Below are 21,404 nucleotides of genomic sequence, written 5' to 3'. Positions count from 1 at the left end.
TGCTCTCCGAGCCTGATGCGTGTTTTCAAACCGGTCGAATCAGTCGCCAGCGCACTCCCACGCAGTGCCGGCGTACGGTACGGGCTCCGCCGCTCCCGCGCGCTTCCCCGGGTGCCTCCTGCCCGTACGTTGTTGGAGTGCAGAGACGGGGTTTGAGTGGAGAGACGGGGTTTGAGTGGAGAGACAGCGCCCCGGCCGCGAAAAGACGTGGGCTTCAGATGTTCAGATGGGTCTGCCGGGACGCCCGCCACTCCCTGCCGGATTGTTCCTAGAACGGATACGGGGCGTGCCCGCGCTGCTGCACCGTGATCCACCGCAGCTCGGTGAAGGAGTTGATGCCGGCTTGGCCGCCGAACTTGCCGTAGCCGGATTCCTTGATGCCGCCGAAGGGTGCCATTGGCTCGTCCTGGACCGGCTGGTCGTTCACATGGGCAATGCCGGTGCGCAGTCGCTGGGCAACCTCGATGCCCTCGGAAAGATTCTCGGTAATGACGCCGGCGGTCAGCCCGTACTTGGTGCCGTTGGCCAGCCGCAGAGCTTCCTCCGCCCCCGCCACCGGCATCACGGTGGTGGCGGCGCCGAAGATCTCCTCGCCGAAGACCCGCATGTCCTCAGTGATGCCCGTCAGTACGGTGGCGGGCACGACGGCGTTGCCCAGCCGCTGCCCTCCGGTCGCCACGGTGGCCCCCTTGGCGACCGCGTCCTCGATCAGCCCGTACTGCCGGTCCGCGGCGCTTTGGTTCACCTGCGGTCCGATGAACGTGTCCGCATTGTTGGGGTCTCCGGTGGGCAACCGGGACACCTTCTCGACGAAGCGGGCGGTAAAGTCCTCCGCGATGGACCTGTCCACGATGACGCGGTCCACGGACATGCAGATCTGCCCCGCATTCATGAAGGCGCCAAACGTCGCCGCGCTGGCGGCGTATTCGATGTCGGCGTCCTTGAGCACCACCAGGGAATTCTTGCCGCCCAGTTCCAGCACCGACGGCTTGAGGTGCTGTGCCGCCAGGGTTCCAATGATGCGTCCAACATGGGTGGATCCCGTGAAGTTCACGCACCTGACCCTGTCGTCCGAAATCAGGGCTCCGACGACCTCGTTCGCGTCTTCGCGCGCGTTCGTCACCACGTTCAGCACGCCATCGGGAAGGCCCGCCTCCAACAGGGCGTCGGCGAGGAACAGTCCGCAGGCCAGCGGTGCGTCCTCGCTGGGTTTGAGCACCACCGTGTTCCCCACTGCCAGCGGAATGGCCAGGGCCCGGGTCCCGAGAATGAACGGAGCGTTCCACGGCGAGATCGCCGCCACCACCCCAAAGGGCTGCCGCAAACTGAGTGAGTATTTGCCGGGCAGGTTTGTCGCGAGCACCTCGCCTTGGGGAGCCGTAGTCGCCGCGGCTGCCGAACGCAGGATCTCCGCCGCCAAATGCAGGTTGAATTCGGCCCACGGCCGGACGCCGCCGACCTCCTGCGCCATCAGTTCGGCTCCCTCATCGGTCCTGGATTCCAGGATATCGGCTGCCTTGAGGAAGATCTTGGCACGGAACGACGGCGGTGCCGCTGCCCAAGCCTCCGATGCGGCGTCCGCCGCGGCCACCGCTCGGGTCACGTCATCCACACCGGCCGCGGCCACCGTGGCATAGACGCCGCCGGTGTAGGGATTGATGTCCTCGGCGGTCCTGCCCGAAGCGGCCGGCACATGCTCGCCGCCAATGATCAAATTCCGCGTAATGGCCATGGATACCTCCTGTGGGGCCGCAGACAGGACCTACGGTATCCGCGCCCGCCCGCCCTGGCCAGCCTTGGGGTCGAGCTGCACGCACCCGTCCGCTTCCGGCGGCACAGCCGCTGCCGCCGAGTGCCGCTGGAAGTACATGCGGACCAGCGAATGCAAACCCACAAGGGACCAGGCGACGTTGGAGACCACGCTGGGCCACGCCCCGTAGAGGGCGCAGGAGATCCCGCCCACCAGGCCGCCGGCCGTGTTCAGGGCCGCGTACATGAAGGACTCCTGGGTAAGCCGCCCCCTGCACAGCATGGCGTAGGCAATGAAGGTTCCAAGCATGCCCATCCACCCCAGCACCGCAGCCAGCATCCCGTTTCCTCCGCGTACGGACCGATGGTGTCCCCCACAGTCTCGGGGAGAGGAGGCCTTAAGGAAAGCTGCAGGAGGCTGTCCTCTCCCAAAGGCCTGAGGATCAGTTCGCGGCGCGTCCGTCGAGGGCGGAGACGACCAGGTTGCTCGGGGTGAGTTCCTCGCCGGTGACGGCGGCCTTGGTCCAGGCGTCGGTGGTGGTGGCAGCGGCCCAGTTCGAGTGCAGCAGCGTCATGAGGGTCTCGTGGACCTGCTGCGCGGAGGCCGAGCCGGCAGCGTTGGACAGGTGGACGGCGCCGGTGGCGTCGGCGAGGACCTCGACGCTGAAGCCGAGCGGCTCGGCGGCAGCGGCAGAGGCCAGGACGCAGTTGTTGGTCATGTACCCGGCCAGCGTGACGGTGTCGATCTCCTGATCGCGCAGCCACTGCTCCAGGCCGGTTTCGGCAAAGATGCTGGAGTAGTTCTTCACCACCCGCTTGGCCTCGGTGGAGGCGCGGTCCCGGATTTCGGGCTGCAGCTGCCACCCATCCGAACCCTCCGCGAAGACCGGGGTCCCGGCGGGGTATTCGTGCTGCACGATGACCACGGGGATGCCGGCCTGGTTGGCGGCGTCCCAGGCCTGGAGGGTGCGGGCCAAGGATTCGTCCCGGGGCGGGTACTGGATGCCCAGCGGCCCCTCGACGTACTCCTGCTGGATGTCGATAAGGACGAGGGCGCGGCGGGGAACGGCCATGGGCTTCTCCTGAAAAGAGTTGGGGAGGGGTAAACGCGGCCTGCTTGATGCCGCACCATTCATCCTCGCGCGGCAGTGGCGGGTATCGTGAGTGGCGGAAAGGAACACCTTCGATGGAATCAGGACAACCCATGCTCATCGCCGTGCACGCCTTCGACGGCATCACCGCGTTCCACCTCTCCACGCCCCTGCTCGTGTTCGGCGAAGCCGCACGCCACCACGCGGCCACCGGATGGAGCACCCGGGTGTGGAGCCAGGACGGACGCCCAGTCCGCACCGCGGAGGGGCTCTTGATCGCCGACCTCGCCGGCCCCGAGGCTGCGGAAGAGGCGGACCTGCTCACCTTCCCCTCCTGGCCCGCCGGGTACCCGGAACCGGAGGAAAAGCTCGTGAACCTGATCCGGGCCGGCCACCGGCGCGGGGCCGTGATCGCCGGACTGTGCCTGGGCGCATTTCCGGTCGCGGGCAGCGGCGTGCTCGACGGGCGCACGATTGCGACCCACTGGGCCGCGGCCGAGGACCTGGCCAGGCGCTACCCGCAGGTCAAGGTACGCGCCGACGCGCTCTACCTGGACCACGGGGACGTGCTCACCTCCGCCGGAACGGCTTCCGCGCTGGATGCCTGCCTGCACCTGGTCCGCTCGCGGCTGGGCTCGGCCGCGGCGGCCACCCTTGCCCGGCACCTGGTCATCGCCCCGCACCGGGAAGGGGACCAGGCCCAGTACATCCACCGCCCCCTGCCGGCCGATGACCAGGCCGCGGGCCCGGTCGGGGAAACCATTCTCTGGGCATTGGGCCACCTCGATGAGGACCTTACGGTCGAAACGCTGGCTCAGCGGGCGTGCATGAGCGCCCGGAACTTCTCCCGCCGCTTCCGCGAAACCACCGGCATGAGCCCGGCCCGATGGGTCCTGCTCCGCCGGCTCGACGAGTCCCGCCGGCTGCTGGAGACCACGCACTGGCCCATCTCCCGCATCGCCGCAGCCTGCGGCTTCGCCAGCCCGGTCACCTTCCGGCAGAACTTCACCGCCCACTACGCGACCACCCCGACCTCCTACCGGCACCGCTTCACCGACCACCCGCAGACGGGCCCCGCCCCCGTCCACTAGGACGTCGATGCCCGGGAGGATCGCGGGATGCCGTCTGCGAGGTAGGCATCGACCTCGTATTCGCCCCACCACTCCTCCCAGGCCAAAGTACCGGATCCACAACTCTCCGCGGGAGATTCCGGCGGTCTGCAACGCGACAAGCAACATTTGCCGCTGCCGGGCCGCAGACAGCATCTGGCGCATCGCCTCTTCCTCCGTGATGCCGCGCCGTTCCATCGAGGCACCGCGCGCCCGGCTGACGGTATCCCTGCTGGTCAAAGCCCCCTCCAGGGCCCCAATGCAGCGGCCTTCGGCCACCAGAGGGGTGCTGAGAACCGAGACGATCGTCAGATTCGCGGCCGCGTCCCGCCAGCGCGGCCAGCGCGGATCGCTCTCCAAGTCATGCTGAGGATACTGCGGGTTGTATGCCATGCTTCAAGGCTGGGCCCCTCCCTCCGGGCGTACTGGAGGTTGTCGGCTTCCCGCACCACCTCGTCGGTCGCGCCCGTGCTGGCCCGACGGCCGTCGCTGTCGCTCAGGCTGAGTCCGGCACTGGCGGCACCCGGGATGACGGCCTTTGCCGCCTGCGCCAAAAGCTGGATGGCGCCGGTCGCTTTCTCCAGCGTCAGGTGCATGCCTTTCATGCGGGCCACCATGAGGGACAGTTCGTTCATCGGCTCCTCGGCCATGGCCTGGTTCCTTCCGCTTTGGAACGTGCCAGCAAGGGAAAGTTAAAGTGTCGGCGTGGCGGTCCCGGCCGGTACCTTTATCCACTCGTAGCTCCAGGAAGCAGCCCGGGCGTTACCTTGGAAGCAAGGGGATTGTGACGTTCCCCCAGGGACGGCTGGCCTGGGAACCAGAGGGCAGGAGTCGAAAGGACGGAGCAATGGACCAAACCTTCAATTGGTTGCTCGAGGCAAGCCGGATCGCAGCGGCCCTCCAGGAACGCATCCTGGCCAGCGAAGACGTCGCGGATTTTCTTGCAGAGCTCGCCCGCCACGCCGCGGACACCCTGTCCGGGGCAGGAAGCGAGGTCTACTGCAGCGTGACACTGCTGCGGGACAAGAATCGCATCAGCTCGGCCGGCAGCGGCGAGCAATCGCTGTACATGGACGAGACACAGTACAAGTGCGGCGGCGGCCCATGCCTGTATGCGGCCCAAACGCACGTACTCATCGACGTCCCGGAGGTCGATAAAGAGCCCAGGTGGCGCTCCTACCTTGACCTCGTCCGGGACACGGGAGTGAAGGCTATTCTGGGCGTCCCGTTCAATCTCGAGGGGAACGCCACAGGGGCCTTGAACCTCTACGCGACCCGAGCCCACGCATTCGACAACAGCGCACCCCTCATTGCCCTCTATGCCGAACAGGCGTCCCTCTCCCTGCGTCTGGCCCTCCGCATGGGCGAACTCGCCGAGATGAAGGAACACCTGGCCGCGGCAATGGAGTCGCGGACCGCGATCGACATCGCCATCGGGATCCTCATGGCCGAGAACCGGTGCGACCAGGAACAGGCCTTCAGCATCCTCCGGCGCGCCTCCTCCAACCGGAACGCCAAGATCCGGGACCTCGCCGCGGAGATCGCCGGCTCCGTTGCCGGCAAGCCCGTCCAAACGTACTTCAAACCCTGAGGGGTCCCCGGCGGACCATCGCTGGAAACCCCTCGCCTTCGGCCTCGGGCAGGGGTTGACTGAAGGTAGGGGGCAACCAAGATATAGGGGCACCCAGGGTCCGCACCCCCGGCATACCTGTCCAGCCACTATCGACAGAGGGGACAGCATGGACCACGTCCAGCGCCCGCCCGTGGATACCGGAGCGGTCGCCGCACACCTCCCAGCCACGATTCTCGGCAGCACCGACGTCCACGGCTTCCTCGCCGAGGTGGCCTCCAACGCTGTCCAGATGCTCGCCCTCGGGGACGAGCAGGTGTCATGCGGCATCACCCTGGTTACCAAACAGCGCACAGCCCTGGCGACCAGCAGCGACACCCGGGCGCGCCACACGGACGAGACCCAACGCAAGATCGGGACCGGGCCATGCCTGGCGGCCGCGAAAAGCCACGAACCGGTCAGTATCACGGACACCCACGCCGAAACCCGCTGGCGCAGCTACCTCGACGCCGTCCACGGCAGCGGCATCCGGTCCATTTTCAGCATCCCCTTCGGGGTGGATGAAGACACCATCGGAGCACTGAACCTCTACTCCCCCAAACCCAATGCCTTCCCCGAACACTTCACCACCCGGGCGCAGCGCTACGCGCACCAGGCGTCCGTCTCGCTCCGGCTGGCCCTGCTGATCGCGGACCTCACGGACCGCAAGCAGGACATCGTTGACGCCATCCAATCCCGCACCAACATCACCCTGGCGCTGGGGATCCTCATGGCCGTGCACCGGTGCACGCAACAACGCGCCTTCGCCCTGCTTAGGCAAGCCGGACAAGGATCCGACGGCAGCCTCAGGACCGCCGCAGCCAAAATCATCGCGGACACCCAAAACCCCACCGCCGTGTCCGGCTCCGCCTAAACCTGCCCCTTCCCGGCACCCCCGCACACTGTTCCCGCGCTGGCGGAGTGCGGAAACTGCCTGGGGGTGAAATGGGGGTCCTGCAGATCCCGCGGAGGGAAATCCTGCCATCCCCGGCACCATGGGAAGGCTCCGCTTCCGTGTTTGTTTCACGTGAAACGAACCCATCCTGGGCCGTTGAGCCCAGCCCACCCTCTCTTCCGCACCCCGCTCCCCCGGTCCAGGCGTCTTCCCACTCCGGCGGGGATGCCGTGGAGCGGCAGGCCTGCGCCACCGGAGCACAAGCAGGTCCGTGAACTGCCGGGGCCGGTACCGGCCCCCTTGTGTGTCACAATCTGCTTTAATGAGAATCATTAGTAAAAGCCTTCCCGCTTTCGCCGGTCGGCACCATCCATTCGCGCTGTCACCAAGGACCCCCATGGCCCCCTCGTCCCTCCTCGTGTCCCTCGACGGGGTTACAGTCAGCACCCGCCGTACCGGAGAGCCCTTGCTGGCAGTCCCCGCCCTGGCCGTCCGCCCGGGTTCCCGTACCGTGGTGATGGGCCCCTCGGGTGCGGGCAAGTCCCTGCTGCTTTCCGCACTGACAGGCCGGTTGCCGGGCGGGGTCACCCTGAGCGGTACCCGGACCGCGGCGCCTGGCCTGCGTATCGGATTCGTTCCCCAGCGCGGCGCCGAGGCGCTGCACCCGCTGCTCCCGGTCGGCCGCCAGTTGCGCATGGTGACGGGAGCGGGCACGGTACGCGTGGGCGAGGTGCTGGCCGCCGTCGGGCTCGACGCCGGGGCACTCGCATCGCGGCGACCCGCCGAGTTGTCCGGGGGCCAGCTGCAGCGTGTGGCCATTTCGCTGGCGTTCCTCGGGTCCCCCGCGCTGGTCATCGCCGACGAGCCCACCAGCGCCCTGGACAACGCCTCCCGCGACGAGACCCTGCGTATGTTCCGCACTCTCTCCGAAACTACCCGCAGCGCCCTGGTCATCGCCACGCACGATCCCCTGGTGGGGTTGAGGCTTGGCGCGGAGCTCATTCAGGTCGGGGCCGGACGCGTGTCTTTCAACGATTCCTTGGAGGTTGCCGCGTGAGCGATCCGGTCCTGCAGGCCTGCGGCATCGGCGTCGCGTACGGCACGCGGCGGCAGCCCGTGACCGCCCTGCACCCCACCGACCTCACGCTGCATGCTGGTGAATCGATGGCGGTGGTCGGCCGTTCCGGCGCCGGCAAGTCGACGCTCGCGGAGGTCCTCCTTGGCCTGCGGCGCCCGGGAAGCGGATACGTCATGGTGCGCGGCGAGCGCTTCTGCGGTTTCGACCGCGGCCCCCGCGCTCACCTGCGCCACCGGGTCCAGGGCATCCCGCAGGATGCGGGCGCCTCGCTGCCGCCGGGGGTCCCCGTGCGCCTCTCCATTGAACGGGCGCTGCGGCGGCTGGGTGTCGGCGGGGACCGCCGCGTGCACCTCGCGGAGGCAGCCCGCATCGCCCACATCGATCCGGGGCTGTTGGAGCGCACCCCGCGCCAGCTCTCCGGCGGGCAGGCGCAGCGTGCGGCGATCGCCCGCGCCGTCGCCGTGGCCCCGGACGTGGTCATCGCCGACGAGCCCACCAGCGCCCTGGATGCCCGCACCGCCGCTGGCCTTGCCGACGCCCTGCTGGCCTTGCCCGCCCGGACAGGCGGCGCCCTGCTGCTGATCACCCATGACGACGCCCTGGCTGAACGCTGCGACCGCATCCTCACCCTGCGGGAGGGAAAAGTGGAGCAGAGCCGGTGAGGGGCGCAACGCCCCTGCGCGCCCTGCTGGGGCTCCAGCTGGTCTTCATGCTCGGGTTCTCCTCGGTGGTGCCGTTCTTCGCGGCCATCGGGCAGTCCCGGTACGGGCTCGACGCCGCGGCCATCGGTGCAATAGTCGGGGCCCGAGTGGCTGCACAGCAGGGCATGTTCGTCGTTGGCGGTGCCCTGGCGGACCGGTGGGGCCCGCGCGCCCTGCTGACCGCCGGCTGCCTGCTGCGCGCCGCGGCCTTCGCGGTCATCGCGTGGTCGCCAAGTGCGCCGGCCTTCGTTGCGGGCGTCGTCCTCGTCGGGCTGGCCGGCGCGCTCTTCTCCCCCGCCGTGGACGCCCTGGTGGGTGCCGTCGATGCGCAACGCCGTGGCGGGTGCGACGGCGCCACCCTGCCCGGCCGCGGTCCGTCCCCCTTCGCCGCCCTCGCCCTGGCCGGGGAGACCGGCGGCCTCGCCGCCTCGCTGGCGGCCGCCCGGTTCATGCCCGAGCATGCCGGAGCCGTCTCGCTGATCTCGGCGGCGCTCTTTCTCGCCGCGGCCCTGTATGTGCGCCGGCTCGTGCCGCGCCACGGCCAAGCCGCGGAGGGGATCCGGCCGCCCGCGCCGGCCCCGTCCTTCGGGGCGGACGCGGGCACTTCCCCGGCCGGCCCGACGCCGGAGCGCCCGATCCTGCCGGCAGAACCGGTGCGCGTGGTGCCGCTGGCAATCGCCTGCTCGGCACTGCTCGCGGTCTACACCCAACTGTTCTCCACGGTTCCGCTGGCCCTGGCCGAGCACGGCCTGCCCGCCGCGCACATGGGCGCGGTGGCCGCCACCCTGTCCGCCGCCACCCTGGCGCTGCAATGGCCGATCTCCCGCCTGGCCGAACGGCTGGGCCGCTGCACCGCCGTGATGCTGGGGCTCTACACGGCCTCGGCGGCGTGCCTGACGGCCTTCGCCGGCCAACTGCTCCTGGGCCCCGGCGCGTTGGTCGGGCTGTTCTGCACGGTCGCCGCACTCGCCGGGGTCGCGATGATGCTGTCCATCCCCGCCGCGCAATCACTGATTGCCGGCCGATCCGGACGCCGGCGGGCCACCCGCCTGGCGCTCCTGCCGAGCATGGGCGGCCTGTCGGCGCTGCTGGCGAGCCTTGCGACCGGCACCGTCGCCGGGAACTTCTCCACGCTGGCGGCCTGGCCGCTCGTCGGGGCGCTGCCGGCGGTCCTGCTGCCACTGGCCTGGTACGCGCTGCGCCCGGCCCACGAACTCCGTCACCACTCGAAATGTACGCCGACTGCCGCCGGCACCGGCCTGGAAAAGGAACTGATCCCATGAACCACCGCATTCGTTCCGGCGCACTCGTCGCCGGAACTCTCACGCTCACCCTGGCCCTGTCCGGGTGCTTCGCCTCCCCCGGGGCAGATGCCGGAACCGCCGGCAGCGGGCGCGTCTCGCTCGCCATGCTCCAGCCGCCGCGGTCGGGACTGAGCCCGCTGAGCGATGACGCCTTTAAGCTCTCCCGCTGGAGCACCGCCGAGACCCTGGTGGTCCTCGACGACGCCGGCGACCCGCTGCCGGCGCTGGCCACCGACTGGGAACAGACCAGCAAACTGACCTGGCGCTTCTCGATCCGCGAAGGAGTAACCTTCCACGACGGCAGCAGGCTGACCGCCGAGGCCGCCGCCAACTCGCTGCGCGCAGCGACCGGGGCCAGCCCCGTGCCGCGCATCCTCGACGGCGTGGACCTGCGGGTCGAGGTCGACGGCGGCGACGTGGTCCTGACGACGGCCGCCCCCGACCCGCTGCTGCCCAACCGCCTCTCCAGCCCGCAGCTGTCCATCCTCTCCGAGGCCGCGTACGCCTCGGGCACGGTGAACCCGGTCGGCACGGGCACCGGACCGTTCAAACTCACCGCCGTGGACGGCACCTCAAGCGCCACGCTGGAACGCTATGACGGCTACTGGGGTGAACCGGCTGCCGCGACCGGGATCGACGTGGACTTCGTCCCGGACGGCACCGCCCGTGCAGCGGCGCTGCGCACCGGTACCGCGGACATCGTCGAGGCCGTCCCCGCCGGGCAGGCTGCCTCCATTGACGGGAACCTGATCAACGAGGTTCCCATGCCGCGCACCAACACGCTTTACCTGAATACTGAGTCCGGGCCGTTCGCCGACCCGGCCGTGCGGGCCGCGGCACGGGAGGCCATTGACCGGGCGGCGATCATCGCCTCCGCCTACGAGGGCCGCGCCGACGAAGCCGCCGGCCTCTTGGGCCCGGCCCTGCCGTGGACTGCCGGGATGCGCGACGGCGCCGGGTACCGGGAGATCCTGGCCGGCCGCGCGGAGCCGGCCCGGGTCGACGGCGTCCGGATTTCCCTGGGCACGTTCACCGACCGGGCCGAGTTGCCGGAGGTCGCCGTGCTGGTCGAACAGCAACTGGAGGAGGCCGGGTTCGTCGTCGAGCAGGACGTGCGCGAGTACCAGTTCATCGAGACCGACGCCCTCGAAGGCGCCTTCGATGCGTTCATCCTCTCCCGTGCCACGGTGCTGGACTCCGGAGACCCGGTGGCCTATTTCGCCGCCGACTTCACCTGCGAGGGCGGCTTCAACATCTCCCAGCTCTGCCAGGACACGGTGGACGAGGCGGTCGCCGCGGCCTCCCGGACGGACGCCGGGGATCAGCGCCGCGAAGCGATCATGGCGGCCGAGGCGAAGATCCTGACCACCGACGCAGCCATCCCGCTGCTGCACGAACGCGTCATCCAGGGCGAAGCGTTGAACGTAACCGATGCCGCGCGGGACCCGCGCGAACGGCTCCTGGTGACCGGGAAGACCCGGGTCGATGCGCAACGCTAGCGGCACCGGGCTCGTCTCCCGGGCCGTCGCGGGCCTGGCGCTGCTGGCCGTCGTCGGGGCGCTGCCATGGCTTTCGCAGCGGGACCCGGCGCTGTCGGTGCTGCGGGCCCGCTATGCGGAGCTCGAGCCCACGCCCGCGGCCCTGGCCTCGATCCGCGCCGAGCTCGGGCTCGACGGCGGTCCGCTGGCGACCAGTGCACGCTGGTGGGCCGGGGTCCTTCGGGGAGATCTGGGCTCCTCCTGGGTCTCCGGCGGGCCAATTGGCCCCGGCCTCGCGCAGGCCATCGGGGTCTCCGCGACACTGGCGCTGCTGGCCCTGGCCGTCACCCTCCTGGTTGCCGGCGCACTGGTTGCGCCCGTGCTCGCGTCAATCGCCCGCGACCAGCCGGTACGGGGTTCCGGTCCGGTGGGGGTGGCCCTGACCGCCCTGCCCGAGTTCCTGCTGGCCAGCGGGTTCCTGGTGGTTGTTGCCGTGCACCTGCGCTGGCTGCCCCCCTACGGCTGGACCGGCCTGGACGCGGCGATCCTGCCGGCCCTGGCCCTGGGCATCCCGGCCGGAGGCCTCTTCGGCCGCCTGCTCGGGGACGCACTCGCCGGCTCCTCCCGCGAGACCTGGGTGCAGGTGTGGCGGCTTGCTGGGGTCCCCGGGCGGACGCTCCTGCCCGCGGTGCTGCGCCGGGCGGCGGCGTCGGTGCTGGATCAGCTGGGGCTGATCGCGATCGGGCTGCTGGGGGGCGCGGTGGCCGTCGAGCAGGTCTTCGCGATCCCGGGGCTTGGCCGCTACCTGCTCGGAGCCGCCAACGCCCAGGACCTGCCGGCACTGCAGGCCGGCGTGCTGGCCATGGCGGCCGTCGCCATCGCCATCGGCGTGATTGCCGGAGGGGTGCGGCTGTGGCTGTTGGGCGGCGCACTGCCGGCGGGCGCGGTATCTGCGCCGCCGGAACGGACGCACGGGGACCGGTGGGCGCAGTGGACGTTTGGAATCGGGTGCGTGTTGCTGGTACTGCTGCTGGTCATCGGCCTGCCGCGGGATCCGTTCGGGATCGCCCACGCCCGTTTGGAAGCCCCCTCCTGGGAGCTTCCGTTTGGCGCGGACGCGAGCGGGCGCGACCTGCTGGCCCGCGTGGCCCATGGAGCGCTCGGAACGCTGGTTCCGGCAGTGGCAATCGTGGCGGCCGCGATCCTCCTCGGCCTGGTCCTCGCGATCGCCCCGCACGCGGTACGCGGGCCCATCGAGGTTGCCAACGCCACCCCTCCGGTCATCGCCGGGGTGGTCATCGCGGCACTGTCCGGTCCGAGTATCGGCGGCGCCGCCGCGGCGGTACTCTGGGTCAGCTGGCCACCGCTGGCCTCCCATGCCGCGGCCCTGGTGCAGGAAGCGAGGGCGATGTCGCACGTAAAATGGCTGCCCCTGGCCGGCGTGCGCCCCTTTGAGGTAATGGTCCGTCACGTTGTTCCCGTCGTGGCGCCGGCGCTGGTCCGGCACGGCATGCTGCGCCTGCCCGGGGTGGCGTTGGCGCTGGCGTCGCTCGGCTTCCTGGGCCTCGGCGCGCAGCCCCCCGCCCCCGAATGGGGAAGGCTCCTGGCGGAGGGCATTGACTACGTGGAGCGCAGCCCGTGGGCGACGGCGGCCCCGGCCGCAGCACTGGTCCTCATCTCGGTCATTGCCGTGGCGGCTGCATCCCTGCAGGGATCACGGATGACCCTGCCGCTGGGAGCCCGCGGCACGAACTGCCCCGCCCCAACGGCCCCCCGCTGAGGAGGCCGTTCCACGTCCCGGCGCACCGGGGTATAGACCCTGCCCGGAAGGGTGCCGGCGTGGCCACCGCCCGTTGCCCCACCAGGGTGCACGGCTTCAAAGCACCGCTGTTTCACGTGAAACAGAAACAGCGGCAGTCAGCCTTGGCGGAGGACGTGCCTGGTAATGGCAGGATCAATGGTGGCGGGCCCCCACCAGGGGGGGCAACGGGCGGGGGTCCCCCGCCCCGCTCATGGACTTGGGCTTGGGCTCGGGCTTGGCCGCCGGACACCACGAGGGCCGGGGACGTTTCACGTGAAACGTCCCCGGCCCTTCGATGGAACTGAAACCGCTAGGCCTTGGTGTTGGGTGAGATGACCGCCATGATGCGGTTGAGGTCGTCCACGCTGGCGAACTCGATGCTCACCCGCCCCTTCTTGGCTCCCAAGGTGATCTTCACGTTGGTATCGAGGTGGTCGGAGAGCGAGCTAGCCAGGAAGTCCAGGCGCTCGTGGCGGGCGGAGGCCTTCGGCTTTTGCTCGCGCGCGGGGCGGCGGACGCCGTCACTCAGCGCGACCACCTCCTCGGTCGCCCGGACCGAGAGGCCCTCGTTCACGATCCGCTGGGCCAGCTTTTCCATCTCCCCCGGTTCCGCCAACCCCAGCAGGGCGCGCGCATGGCCCGCGGAGAGCACGCCCGCCGCCACCCGCCGCTGGACCAGGGCAGGCAGCTTCATGAGGCGGATGGTGTTGGAAATCTGCGGCCGCGAACGTCCAATGCGCGCGGACAACTCCTCCTGAGTGCAGCCAAACTCCTCCAGCAGCTGCTGGTACGCCGCCGCCTCTTCGAGGGGGTTCAGCTGGGACCGGTGGAGGTTCTCCAGCAGCGCGTCGCGGAGAAGGTCCACGTCCTGCGTATCGCGGATGATGGCCGGGATGGTGTCCAGCCCCGCCGCCTGGGTCGCACGCCAGCGCCGCTCACCCATGACCAGTTCATAGGTTTGTTCCCCGCCCTCAGAGGACGGGCGCACGACGATCGGCTGCAGGAGGCCGACTTCCTTGATGGAGTGGACCAGTTCAGCCATGTGGTCTTCATCGAAGACATGGCGCGGCTGCTTTCGGTTGGGGTGAATTGCACCCACCGGCAGTTCGGCAAAGAACGCCCCGGGGACCTCAACCAGAGTTTCACGTGAAACCTCGTCATCCTGCGCCTCGGCAGGCCCAGCCGCAGCGGCTGCCTGTCCGTCCCCCGCATTCAGGGGTTCCGTTTCCGGGAGGGCCGCCTCCCCTGCTTCGGACTGGGGCTGCGCATCCCGCGGCAGAAGGTTCCGGTCCATCCGCATGACATCAGGCATCTTTGCCCGCTTGCCGGCAGTCCGGCCAGCGTCCAGATGGCGGGACTCTCCGCTGGAATCGACGGAACCGTCCGCGGGCCCCTCAACGGGGAAGGTTTCATCCGCGGCCTCGAGGGCGGCTTCCTCCTCGGTCTTGCCCGGGGTGAAAAACATGTCTACGGGGCGTGCCTTGCGCACTGGACGTGGGCCCGGTTGCGCGTTCGCTCCGCTTGCCTGCGGCGACGGGAGGTTCGGCAGTTCCCGTCCGGCAGCGCGTGTTCCACCCGAGGTCTGGACCAGTGTTTCGGCCACCGTGCCCAATTTTCCGGAGGCCCCGGCGGGACGCTTGCGGGGGGTGGATTCCTGGTCGGCCGCCTGCTCCGCGCCCTGGCTGCCGGCCTGCTGTGCGGGGCTGCTGGAGATCAGCGCGCCCAGTCCCCGTCCCAACCCGCGGCGTTTCTCCGCCATCTAATTTCCTCTCGGCGCATGCATTCCCACTTTAAGTGGGCCGGATGTTCGGGTTTGAGTCTACTTGGAAAAGTCTCCTAGTGCTGGCAGGAGACAGGGTTGTGCTGGCTCCTCTGCCCAGCCGGAGCGCCTCCCGGCCGGTCCCAGGTCAGTCGTTGTGGTGATGGATTCCAGCGGACCTGGCAGGGATGCGCTGGTGCCGGGCGGCCCGTCCCTTCACGGAGGCTGCGGGCTTCGTTTCACGTGAAACGATTCGTGGCTGCCCCGCCCTGTAAGGATCTGGTCGCGGACTCCAAGGTGGCACTACAAGGTCGTTGGTTCCCCTCCCCCAGCCCCAGTTCCAGCCCCAAATGCACTGTGGCCCTCCCCGGTCGGGGAGGGCCACAGTGCGGCAGGCCTCAATGTTTCGTGCCCGTCCCTGCCGGGGAAGGCGCAGGTGGATCAGCCCCGCTCGGCGAGCTCCGCGGCTGCCTCCAGGTAGGACAGCGCGCCGGTCGAGTTCGGATCATACGTAATGACCGTCTGCTGGTAGCTGGGCGCCTCGGAGATGCGCACACTGCGCGGAATGATCGCCTGCAGTACCTGGTTCGGGAAGTGCTCGCGCACCTCCGCGGCCACCTGGGCGGCCAGGTTGGTGCGGCCGTCATACATCGTGAGCAGGATCGTGGACACCACCAGGTCCGCGTTGAGGTGCTTCTGGATCATCTCGATGTTCTTGAGCAGCTGGCTCAGCCCTTCCAGCGCGTAGTACTCGCACTGGATCGGGATCAGCACCTCGCGGGCGGCCACGAACGCGTTGACGGTGAGCAGACCCAAGCTGGGCGGGCAGTCGATGAACACGTAGTCCAGGCGGGGAAGGCCGGAAGCTTCCCGGTGCTTGGCGTACTGGTCCAACGCCCGGCGCAGGCGCTGCTCGCGGGCCACCATCGAAACCAGCTCAATCTCGGCACCGGCCAGGTGGATGGTGGCGGGAGCCACCACCAGATGGTCCAGGTCCGGACACGGCGCAACGACGTCCGCCAGCGGCATGTCGTTGATGAGCACGTCATAGATGCTGTCCACGTCGGCGTGGTGTTCGACGCCCAGGGCGGTGGAGGCATTGCCCTGCGGATCGATGTCCACCACCAGGACGTTCAGCCCGGCGGCGGCAAGGGCGGCGGCCACGTTGACGGTGGTCGTCGTCTTGCCCACACCGCCCTTCTGGTTGCTGATGGTGAGGTAGCGCGTGTGCGGGGGCTTCGGCAGCTGCCGATGGCTCAGGCGTTCGCGGCGCCTGGTCTCGTTCGCCAGCTGGCTGGCCAGCGGCGTGCTCTCATCCATCGTGTCCATTACGCTCCGAACCGGTGCTTCAGTTGCTGTTTGAACCGCCTTTTCAACCACCGGGTTCTCCTCCCCGCTCAGGATGCTGAGGAATGCGAGGTCCGCTTCCGCACCACCGGATGTTTCACGTGAAACACGATCGATGTCGACTAGCTCCTCAACCTCGTTGGGCTGCACATCCGTCGTTCCCCGGTTTGTGGAGGAAAACAGTGCGGCGAACGGGGGAATCCTGCTGCCCGGCTTTTTCACGCGCTGCTACTCCTTGTAAAACTCCTGGGGCCCCACGGCCACCAGTACAGACTATCGCTATCGGCTAAAGATCAACCGACGTGGATTCGCACCACGGTGGTCGGCTCGGCAAGGACCGCGTCACCAACGGTGACCACCTCGGTTTCCTTTCCTCCCAGGCGTCGGATGACCTTGGCGGCCTTCTCGATCTCCTCGGCGGCACTGCGGCCCTTAATGGCCAGGACCTGGCCGCTGCCGTGCAGCAGCGGAATGGTCAGGCCGGCCAGGTTGGTCAGGGCGGATACCGCACGGGCCGTCGCCACATCGGCGTCGATGAGGTCCACGACCTGCTCGGCGCGCCCGCGCATCACTGTCACATTGTCCAGGCCCAGGTCTTCCACGACCTCCGAGAGCCACACGCAGCGGCGCTCCAGCGGCTCCACCAGGGTCAGGTCCAGGTCCGGGCGGGCGATGGCCAGGGCCAGGCCCGGGAGCCCGGCACCGCTGCCGACGTCGGCCACCCTGGCGTGCGGGGCGATCAGGTCCGCCACGACGGCGCAGTTCAGCACGTGGCGGCTCCACAGCCGCGGGACCTCCCGCGGGCCCAGCAGGCCGCGTTCCATGCCGGAGGTGGCCAGGTGGTGCACGTACCGCTCCGCCAGCGGCAGGCGGTCGCCAAATACGGCCTCTGCCGCGCGGCGTTCCTCCGCGGTGAGTTCCACTTCGCTGCTCACGTTCGGATGCCCTTCCACCGGCCTAGGCTTCTGTCAGGGAAACGACGATGTGACGGCGGCTGCCCTCACCCTCGGACTCGCTGTGGAGCCCCAGGGCGGCGACGGCGTCGTGGACCAGCTTGCGCTCGTAGGCGCTCATCGGCTCCAGCGCCACGTCCTCGCCGGTTTCGCGGGCCTGGGCCACGGCGTCCTCGGCAATGCGCTGGAGCTCCCCGGCGCGGCCGGCGCGGTACCCGGTGATGTCCAGGACCAGGCGGGAGCGGTTGCCCGTGGAGGTCAGGACGGCCAGCCGGGTCAGCTCCTGGAGGGCTTCCAGCGTTTCGCCGTCCTGCCCGATCAGTGCGCGCAACGGCTCGTTGTCCTCCTCCTCGCTGAGGATGGAGATGTAGGTGCGCCCGCCGCGCACCTCGATGTCGATGTCGCCGTCGATGTCGGCGATGTCCAGGAGTTCCTCCAGGTAGTCGGCGGCAACGTCGCCCTCCTCCTCGAGGCGGCTGGGGGCGGTCTCCTCGACGATTTCGTCGGTCACGGCGCTTTCCTCCACATTGCTCATGGCCTACTTCTTCCTTCGGTTCTTGCGCTGCGGCTGCTGGCGCTGCGTCTTCGGTTCAGCGATCACCGGTGCGCCCTCCACCGGAGCCTCCGCCTTCTTCTGCCCGACGGGAGGCAGGCCCTTGGCGGCGCGACGCTCATTGAGCTCCTTCTCCGCCTGGGAGCCGGGGGTCGGGTTGTTGCGGATGACGTAGAACTGCTGGCCCAGGGTCCACAAGTTGGTGGCCGTCCAGTAGATGAGCACACCGATGGGGAAGTTGATGCCACCGATGCCGAAGACCAGCGGAAGGATGTAGAGCATCATCTTCTGCTGCTGCATGAAGGGACCCTCGAGGGCCTCCTTGGTCATGTTCTTCGACATGATCTGCTTCTGGGTGATGAACTGGGAGGCGGTCATCGCCACGATCATGATCAGCGCCACGATGATGACCGAGACGCTGGGGGAACCGGACCCGATGGTGGCCAGGAAGGTGTCGGACAGGCGGGCGCCGAAAATCGAGGAATCGTCGAAGCTGCGCACGTGCTCGGGGGAAAGCGCCCCGATGCCCTCGCCGGCTGCCTTGGCGATGGCCGTGTTGTTCAGCACCGTGAACAGCGCGAAGAAGAACGGCATCTGGATCAGGATCGGCAGGCAGGACGAGAGCGGGTTCGTCTTGTGCTTCTTGAACAGCTCGCGCTGCTCGGCCACCATGGCCTGCTGCGAGAGCTGGTCCCGTTTGCCCTTGTACTTGGCCTGCAGCTTGCGCAGGTCCGGCTGCAGGGCCTGCATGGCGCGCTGGGCCTTGATCTGCTTGACGAAGACCGGAATCAGGGCGGTGCGGATCACCAGCACCAGGAAGATGATGGACAGCGTCCAGGTCCAGCCGGAGTGCGGATCCATCCCCAGCCGGGAGAAGAGCTCGTGGAAGGCCCAGAGGATCCAGGAGACCACCTGGCGGAAAGGCCACAGCAGCGTGTCAAAGAAACCCATTAGTCGGTCATGCTCCTCGGGCCGCGTCAGCGGCGTCGTCGTCGGGGGGAATCGGGGGATGGTTCATCACCATGATCTTTGGCGTCTTGCCCTCGGGCCAAATCCTGCGCCCGGGGGGCACGTGATCTATCCCTCCATGACTCCAGGGATGGCAGCGGCAGACCCGCCACGCCGCCAGTCCCGCGCCCTTGAGCGCGCCATGGACGGTGACGGCCTCGAGCGCATACGCCGAGCAGCTGGGAAAGTACCGGCAGACGTCGCCATAGAGCGGCGAGAAGACCTTGCGGTAGGCCTTGAGGAGCAGGATCAGCAGTTGGCGCGGCACATCCAGCGCCCTGCGCAGGAGGGCGGGCAGCGGCTGGCGCGGTTCACCTGCCACGCTCCCCCGCCCCCTTCCCGGCCGCTGGGGTGCCTGCGGCCTTGCGGCAGGCGGCCTCCAGCGCGGCGCGGGCCTCGGTGGAGAGCTCGTCCCAGCCGGCGGCTGCGGCGGGCGGGAGCGCGCGCACGACGACGTCGAACCCGGTGCCGCGCTCGGCCAGGGACTGGGCAGCCACCTCGCGCAGGCGGCGCTTGACCAGGTTGCGGGCGACGGCGTTGCCGACGGCCTTGGAGACAATGAAGCCGAAGCGCGTCGGTTCCCCGGCCTGCCCGGCACCGCGGGCGCGCGCATATAGCACGACGTTCCGGCGCCCAGAACGGGCGCCGGAACGTACGGTGGCGGAGAAGTCCAGCGCGGACCGCATCCGGTGTTCCTTGGGCAGCATGGCGTCAAACGCCTGTGCTGATGCGGGAATCACCCATGCGCAGTGCCGGCTGGACCTGCACGCTGATGCTATGCAGAAAGTTCGGTACGGCCCTTGGAACGGCGAGCAGCCAGGATGGCGCGGCCGGCGCGGGTGCGCATACGAAGGCGGAAGCCGTGCTTCTTGGCACGACGGCGGTTATTCGGCTGAAAAGTCCGCTTGCTCACGGTAGTAACTCCAAGACGATCAATTGATGCGCCTTACCCGTGGAAGTACAGGCCGACGCGTCGTATTAGGGTGCCCGTCCCGGCGCTGCTCCGCGCTGGCCCGGAAACCGGACAAGGACGTGGAGTATTGCCAAAAACGTACACATAGGACTAAACCACGATAGGCGCTGGGGCGAAGGTCCGTCAAACCGGCGCGCGGCCGCAGGTCCCACTCCGGCCAGGGCCGCGCCCATGGGGTCAGGGTGGCGCCCGGGCGCCCCTGCAGGTTTCGCGGACCGGGTTCACGGGCAGGGGTCATGGACAGGGGTCAGCGGTGGCGGCGACGCTTTTTGCTCCCCTGGACTTGCCCACAGGCTGTGAGTAGCGAATTCCCTGCTGTGGACAACACCGGCCAGCGCCGGGAGGGCCGGGTGCGGCCCGGACGTGCGCGGGGGCGCGGGGCCTGATTTGACGCGGCATAAGACGGAATCGCGGCGCGCGTGGCAGGGGACACAAGTTATCCACGGGCTGTGAATAACGCTGTGGATAGACGGTAGGATGGGGGTTCGGGCCACCGCCTCCACATGCGGCGCCGAGCCATAGCCGCTGGTCGGCGGAGGATTCTTGAAGGGACTGCAGATTAGTGAGCACTGACGAGTCGAACAGCGTCGGAAGCGCCTGGCGCCAGGTTGTCCGCAACCTGGAACAGGATGACCGCGTCACGCCGCGCCAGCGGGCCTTCGTCGTGCTGGCCCAGCCACTGGGCCTGATCGGTTCGACCCTGCTGCTCGCCGTCCCGAACGAACTCACCCGCGAAGTCCTGCAGACCCAGCTCAAGGCCCCCCTGGACGACGCGCTGCGTACAGTGTTCCGCGACGACATCCTTTGTGCCTTCAGCATCGACGCCGACCTGATTCCGGTGCCGGCCGAGCCGGCCGAGCCGGAACCGCAGCCGCAGCCCAAGGAGCGCGAGGCCGCCGCGCATCCGCAGCCTTCGCCGCCGTCGACCTCCCAGGAGTTTGGCCGGCTGAACCCGAAGTACATCTTCGACACGTTCGTGATCGGTTCCTCGAACCGCTTTGCGCACGCCGCGGCCGTGGCGGTCGCCGAAGCTCCCGCCAAGGCCTACAACCCGCTGTTTATCTACGGCGATTCAGGGTTGGGCAAGACCCACCTGCTGCACGCGATCGGCCACTATGCACGCCACCTCTACAACGGCATCCGCGTGCGCTATGTGAACTCTGAGGAGTTCACCAACGACTTCATCAACTCCATTCGCGACGATGAGGGAACCAGCTTCAAGCAGACGTACCGCAACGTGGACATCCTGCTCATCGACGACATCCAGTTCCTGGCGAACAAGGACGCCACGCAGGAGGAGTTCTTCCACACCTTCAACGCGCTGCACAACCACAACAAGCAGGTCGTGATCACCTCCGACCTGCCTCCCAAGCAGCTGTCCGGCTTCGAGGACCGCATGCGTTCGCGCTTCGAGTGGGGACTGCTCACGGACATCCAGCCGCCCGAGCTGGAGACCCGCATCGCGATCCTGCGCAAAAAGGCGACCGCGGAGGGCCTCTCGGCGCCGGACGATGTCATGGAGTACATCGCCTCGAAGATCTCCACCAACATCCGCGAGCTGGAGGGTGCGCTGATCCGCGTGACGGCCTTCGCCTCGCTGAACAGCCAGTCCGTGGACATGGCCCTGGCGGAGACGGTCCTCAAGGACCTGATTACGGACGAGGGGGCCCAGGAGATCACGGCGGCCACGATCGTGGCGCAGACCGCGGACTATTTCAACCTCAGCATCGACGAGTTGAACAGCAAATCCCGCACCCGGACCCTGGTGACAGCGCGGCAGATCGCGATGTACCTGCTGCGCGAGCTCACGGACATGTCGCTGCCGAAGATCGGCCAGGAATTGGGCGGACGCGACCACACCACGGTCATCCACGCGGACCGCAAGATCCGTGAGCTGATGGCCGAACGGCGCGCCATTTTCAACCAGGTCACGGAGCTGACCAACCGGATCAAGCAGCACCAGCGCGAGGGCTGAAACTCAGTTCCATTCGGAAAA

Annotated in this window: 21 protein-coding genes and 1 pseudogene; 9 read left to right on the top strand and 13 right to left on the bottom strand. The window is 68.6% G+C overall.

Going from position 1 to position 21,404, the window contains the following annotated elements; all coding sequences use genetic code 11:
* Positions 1-268 precede the first annotated feature (268 nt).
* From NCCP_RS07425 to NCCP_RS07415, 3 genes are all read right to left on the bottom strand, one after another.
* Positions 269-1,732 carry an aldehyde dehydrogenase family protein gene (locus NCCP_RS07425; RefSeq protein ID WP_149956605.1) on the bottom strand — a complete coding sequence of 488 codons (1,464 nt, stop codon included), beginning with the start codon at positions 1,730-1,732 and terminating at the stop codon, positions 269-271.
* 30 nt (positions 1,733-1,762) lie between these two features.
* Positions 1,763-2,089 carry a CBU_0592 family membrane protein gene (locus tag NCCP_RS07420; RefSeq protein WP_149956604.1) on the bottom strand — a complete coding sequence of 109 codons (327 nt, stop codon included), beginning with the start codon at positions 2,087-2,089 and terminating at the stop codon, positions 1,763-1,765.
* A gap of 103 nt (positions 2,090-2,192) precedes the next feature.
* On the bottom strand, positions 2,193-2,822 hold the full coding sequence (locus tag NCCP_RS07415; protein WP_149956603.1) for a cysteine hydrolase family protein: 630 nt from the start codon (positions 2,820-2,822) through the stop codon (positions 2,193-2,195).
* 113 nt (positions 2,823-2,935) lie between these two features.
* On the opposite strand from NCCP_RS07415, the gene NCCP_RS07410 reads away from it, so the two are divergent.
* On the top strand, positions 2,936-3,931 hold the full coding sequence (locus NCCP_RS07410; RefSeq protein WP_225873739.1) for a GlxA family transcriptional regulator: 996 nt from the start codon (positions 2,936-2,938) through the stop codon (positions 3,929-3,931).
* Positions 3,932-4,078: 147 nt separating this feature from the next.
* Here NCCP_RS07410 and NCCP_RS15575 read toward each other — a convergent pair.
* Together NCCP_RS15575 and NCCP_RS07400 are read right to left on the bottom strand one after the other, a co-directional pair.
* Positions 4,079-4,342 (bottom strand): annotated as a pseudogene (locus NCCP_RS15575) (GAF domain-containing protein); the annotation flags it as partial.
* Positions 4,258-4,599: a hypothetical protein gene (locus NCCP_RS07400; RefSeq protein ID WP_149956602.1), complete on the bottom strand. Its 342-nt coding sequence runs from the start codon at positions 4,597-4,599 to the stop codon at positions 4,258-4,260. The gene NCCP_RS07400 and the pseudogene NCCP_RS15575, both read right to left, overlap by 85 nt.
* 197 nt (positions 4,600-4,796) lie before the next feature.
* Between NCCP_RS07400 and NCCP_RS07395 the strand changes: the two genes are divergently transcribed.
* The 7 genes from NCCP_RS07395 (at position 4,797) to NCCP_RS07365 (ending at position 12,794) form a co-directional block, all read left to right on the top strand.
* Positions 4,797-5,540, top strand: coding sequence for a GAF and ANTAR domain-containing protein (locus NCCP_RS07395; protein ID WP_149956601.1), 744 nt, complete (start codon positions 4,797-4,799; stop codon positions 5,538-5,540).
* A 148-nt stretch (positions 5,541-5,688) separates the two neighbouring features.
* On the top strand, positions 5,689-6,432 hold the full coding sequence (locus NCCP_RS07390) for a GAF and ANTAR domain-containing protein (protein WP_149956600.1): 744 nt from the start codon (positions 5,689-5,691) through the stop codon (positions 6,430-6,432).
* A 418-nt stretch (positions 6,433-6,850) separates the two neighbouring features.
* Complete coding sequence (locus NCCP_RS07385) at positions 6,851-7,510, top strand: ATP-binding cassette domain-containing protein (protein ID WP_172627330.1); 660 nt, start codon at positions 6,851-6,853, stop codon at positions 7,508-7,510.
* Positions 7,507-8,193: an ATP-binding cassette domain-containing protein gene (locus NCCP_RS07380; RefSeq protein WP_225873738.1), complete on the top strand. Its 687-nt coding sequence runs from the start codon at positions 7,507-7,509 to the stop codon at positions 8,191-8,193. The genes NCCP_RS07385 and NCCP_RS07380 overlap by 4 nt, the downstream gene beginning before the upstream one ends.
* Entirely contained in the window at positions 8,190-9,515 is a 1,326-nt protein-coding gene (locus NCCP_RS07375; RefSeq protein WP_149956598.1) for an MFS transporter, read from the top strand. Before NCCP_RS07380 ends, NCCP_RS07375 begins: the two co-directional genes overlap by 4 nt.
* A complete protein-coding gene (locus NCCP_RS07370) occupies positions 9,512-11,035 on the top strand; it encodes an ABC transporter substrate-binding protein (protein WP_149956597.1) in 1,524 nt (507 codons plus the stop codon). The genes NCCP_RS07375 and NCCP_RS07370 overlap by 4 nt, the downstream gene beginning before the upstream one ends.
* On the top strand, positions 11,022-12,794 hold the full coding sequence (locus tag NCCP_RS07365; RefSeq protein WP_149956596.1) for an ABC transporter permease subunit: 1,773 nt from the start codon (positions 11,022-11,024) through the stop codon (positions 12,792-12,794). The genes NCCP_RS07370 and NCCP_RS07365 overlap by 14 nt, the downstream gene beginning before the upstream one ends.
* A 331-nt stretch (positions 12,795-13,125) precedes the next feature.
* On the opposite strand, the gene NCCP_RS07360 is transcribed toward NCCP_RS07365, so the two are convergent.
* From NCCP_RS07360 to rpmH, 8 genes are all read right to left on the bottom strand, one after another.
* Positions 13,126-14,574: a ParB/RepB/Spo0J family partition protein gene (locus tag NCCP_RS07360; RefSeq protein WP_172627329.1), complete on the bottom strand. Its 1,449-nt coding sequence runs from the start codon at positions 14,572-14,574 to the stop codon at positions 13,126-13,128.
* 441 nt (positions 14,575-15,015) lie between these two features.
* On the bottom strand, positions 15,016-15,903 hold the full coding sequence (locus NCCP_RS07355; protein WP_149956595.1) for a ParA family protein: 888 nt from the start codon (positions 15,901-15,903) through the stop codon (positions 15,016-15,018).
* A 311-nt stretch (positions 15,904-16,214) separates the two neighbouring features.
* On the bottom strand, positions 16,215-16,856 hold the full coding sequence (gene rsmG / locus NCCP_RS07350) for a 16S rRNA (guanine(527)-N(7))-methyltransferase RsmG (RefSeq protein WP_149956594.1): 642 nt from the start codon (positions 16,854-16,856) through the stop codon (positions 16,215-16,217).
* Positions 16,857-16,878: 22 nt separating this feature from the next.
* The gene (locus NCCP_RS07345; protein ID WP_149956593.1) at positions 16,879-17,409 is read right to left on the bottom strand and encodes a Jag family protein; all 531 of its coding nucleotides are present in this window, start codon (positions 17,407-17,409) and stop codon (positions 16,879-16,881) included.
* Between the two features lie 3 nt (positions 17,410-17,412).
* Complete coding sequence (yidC, locus tag NCCP_RS07340) at positions 17,413-18,378, bottom strand: membrane protein insertase YidC (RefSeq protein WP_149956592.1); 966 nt, start codon at positions 18,376-18,378, stop codon at positions 17,413-17,415.
* A 7-nt stretch (positions 18,379-18,385) separates the two neighbouring features.
* Positions 18,386-18,757, bottom strand: coding sequence for a membrane protein insertion efficiency factor YidD (yidD, locus tag NCCP_RS07335; RefSeq protein WP_149956591.1), 372 nt, complete (start codon positions 18,755-18,757; stop codon positions 18,386-18,388).
* Positions 18,747-19,121, bottom strand: coding sequence for a ribonuclease P protein component (rnpA, locus tag NCCP_RS07330; protein WP_414727713.1), 375 nt, complete (start codon positions 19,119-19,121; stop codon positions 18,747-18,749). Before rnpA ends, yidD begins: the two co-directional genes overlap by 11 nt.
* An 89-nt stretch (positions 19,122-19,210) precedes the next feature.
* Positions 19,211-19,348: a 50S ribosomal protein L34 gene (rpmH, locus tag NCCP_RS07325; RefSeq protein WP_127513203.1), complete on the bottom strand. Its 138-nt coding sequence runs from the start codon at positions 19,346-19,348 to the stop codon at positions 19,211-19,213.
* A 622-nt stretch (positions 19,349-19,970) separates the two neighbouring features.
* Here rpmH and dnaA point away from each other — a divergent pair.
* Positions 19,971-21,383 (top strand): chromosomal replication initiator protein DnaA, encoded by a 1,413-nt coding sequence (dnaA, locus tag NCCP_RS07320; RefSeq protein ID WP_149956589.1) that lies wholly within the window; start codon positions 19,971-19,973, stop codon positions 21,381-21,383.
* The last annotated feature ends 21 nt before the right edge of the window (positions 21,384-21,404 follow it).

This window comes from Zafaria cholistanensis, from assembly GCF_008580665.1.
Lineage (GTDB): Bacteria > Actinomycetota > Actinomycetes > Actinomycetales > Micrococcaceae > Zafaria > Zafaria cholistanensis.
Note: the sequence above shows the minus strand (reverse complement) of the source record. Positions and strands in the feature narration are given on the sequence as shown.

Excerpts from the sequence above, each read along its gene's own strand:
- NCCP_RS07425 (WP_149956605.1), bottom strand. The coding sequence starts at position 1,732 with ATGGCCATTACGCGGAATTTGATCATTGGCGGCGAGCATGTGCCGGCC.
- NCCP_RS07420 (WP_149956604.1), bottom strand. The coding sequence starts at position 2,089 with ATGCTGGCTGCGGTGCTGGGGTGGATGGGCATGCTTGGAACCTTCATT.
- NCCP_RS07415 (WP_149956603.1), bottom strand. The coding sequence starts at position 2,822 with ATGGCCGTTCCCCGCCGCGCCCTCGTCCTTATCGACATCCAGCAGGAG.
- NCCP_RS07410 (WP_225873739.1), top strand. The coding sequence starts at position 2,936 with ATGGAATCAGGACAACCCATGCTCATCGCCGTGCACGCCTTCGACGGC.
- NCCP_RS07400 (WP_149956602.1), bottom strand. The coding sequence starts at position 4,599 with ATGGCCGAGGAGCCGATGAACGAACTGTCCCTCATGGTGGCCCGCATG.
- NCCP_RS07395 (WP_149956601.1), top strand. The coding sequence starts at position 4,797 with ATGGACCAAACCTTCAATTGGTTGCTCGAGGCAAGCCGGATCGCAGCG.
- NCCP_RS07390 (WP_149956600.1), top strand. The coding sequence starts at position 5,689 with ATGGACCACGTCCAGCGCCCGCCCGTGGATACCGGAGCGGTCGCCGCA.
- NCCP_RS07385 (WP_172627330.1), top strand. The coding sequence starts at position 6,851 with ATGGCCCCCTCGTCCCTCCTCGTGTCCCTCGACGGGGTTACAGTCAGC.
- NCCP_RS07370 (WP_149956597.1), top strand. The coding sequence starts at position 9,512 with ATGAACCACCGCATTCGTTCCGGCGCACTCGTCGCCGGAACTCTCACG.
- NCCP_RS07365 (WP_149956596.1), top strand. The coding sequence starts at position 11,022 with ATGCGCAACGCTAGCGGCACCGGGCTCGTCTCCCGGGCCGTCGCGGGC.
- NCCP_RS07360 (WP_172627329.1), bottom strand. The coding sequence starts at position 14,574 with ATGGCGGAGAAACGCCGCGGGTTGGGACGGGGACTGGGCGCGCTGATC.
- NCCP_RS07355 (WP_149956595.1), bottom strand. The coding sequence starts at position 15,903 with ATGGACACGATGGATGAGAGCACGCCGCTGGCCAGCCAGCTGGCGAAC.
- NCCP_RS07345 (WP_149956593.1), bottom strand. The coding sequence starts at position 17,409 with ATGAGCAATGTGGAGGAAAGCGCCGTGACCGACGAAATCGTCGAGGAG.
- yidC (WP_149956592.1), bottom strand. The coding sequence starts at position 18,378 with ATGGGTTTCTTTGACACGCTGCTGTGGCCTTTCCGCCAGGTGGTCTCC.
- rnpA (WP_414727713.1), bottom strand. The coding sequence starts at position 19,121 with ATGCGGTCCGCGCTGGACTTCTCCGCCACCGTACGTTCCGGCGCCCGT.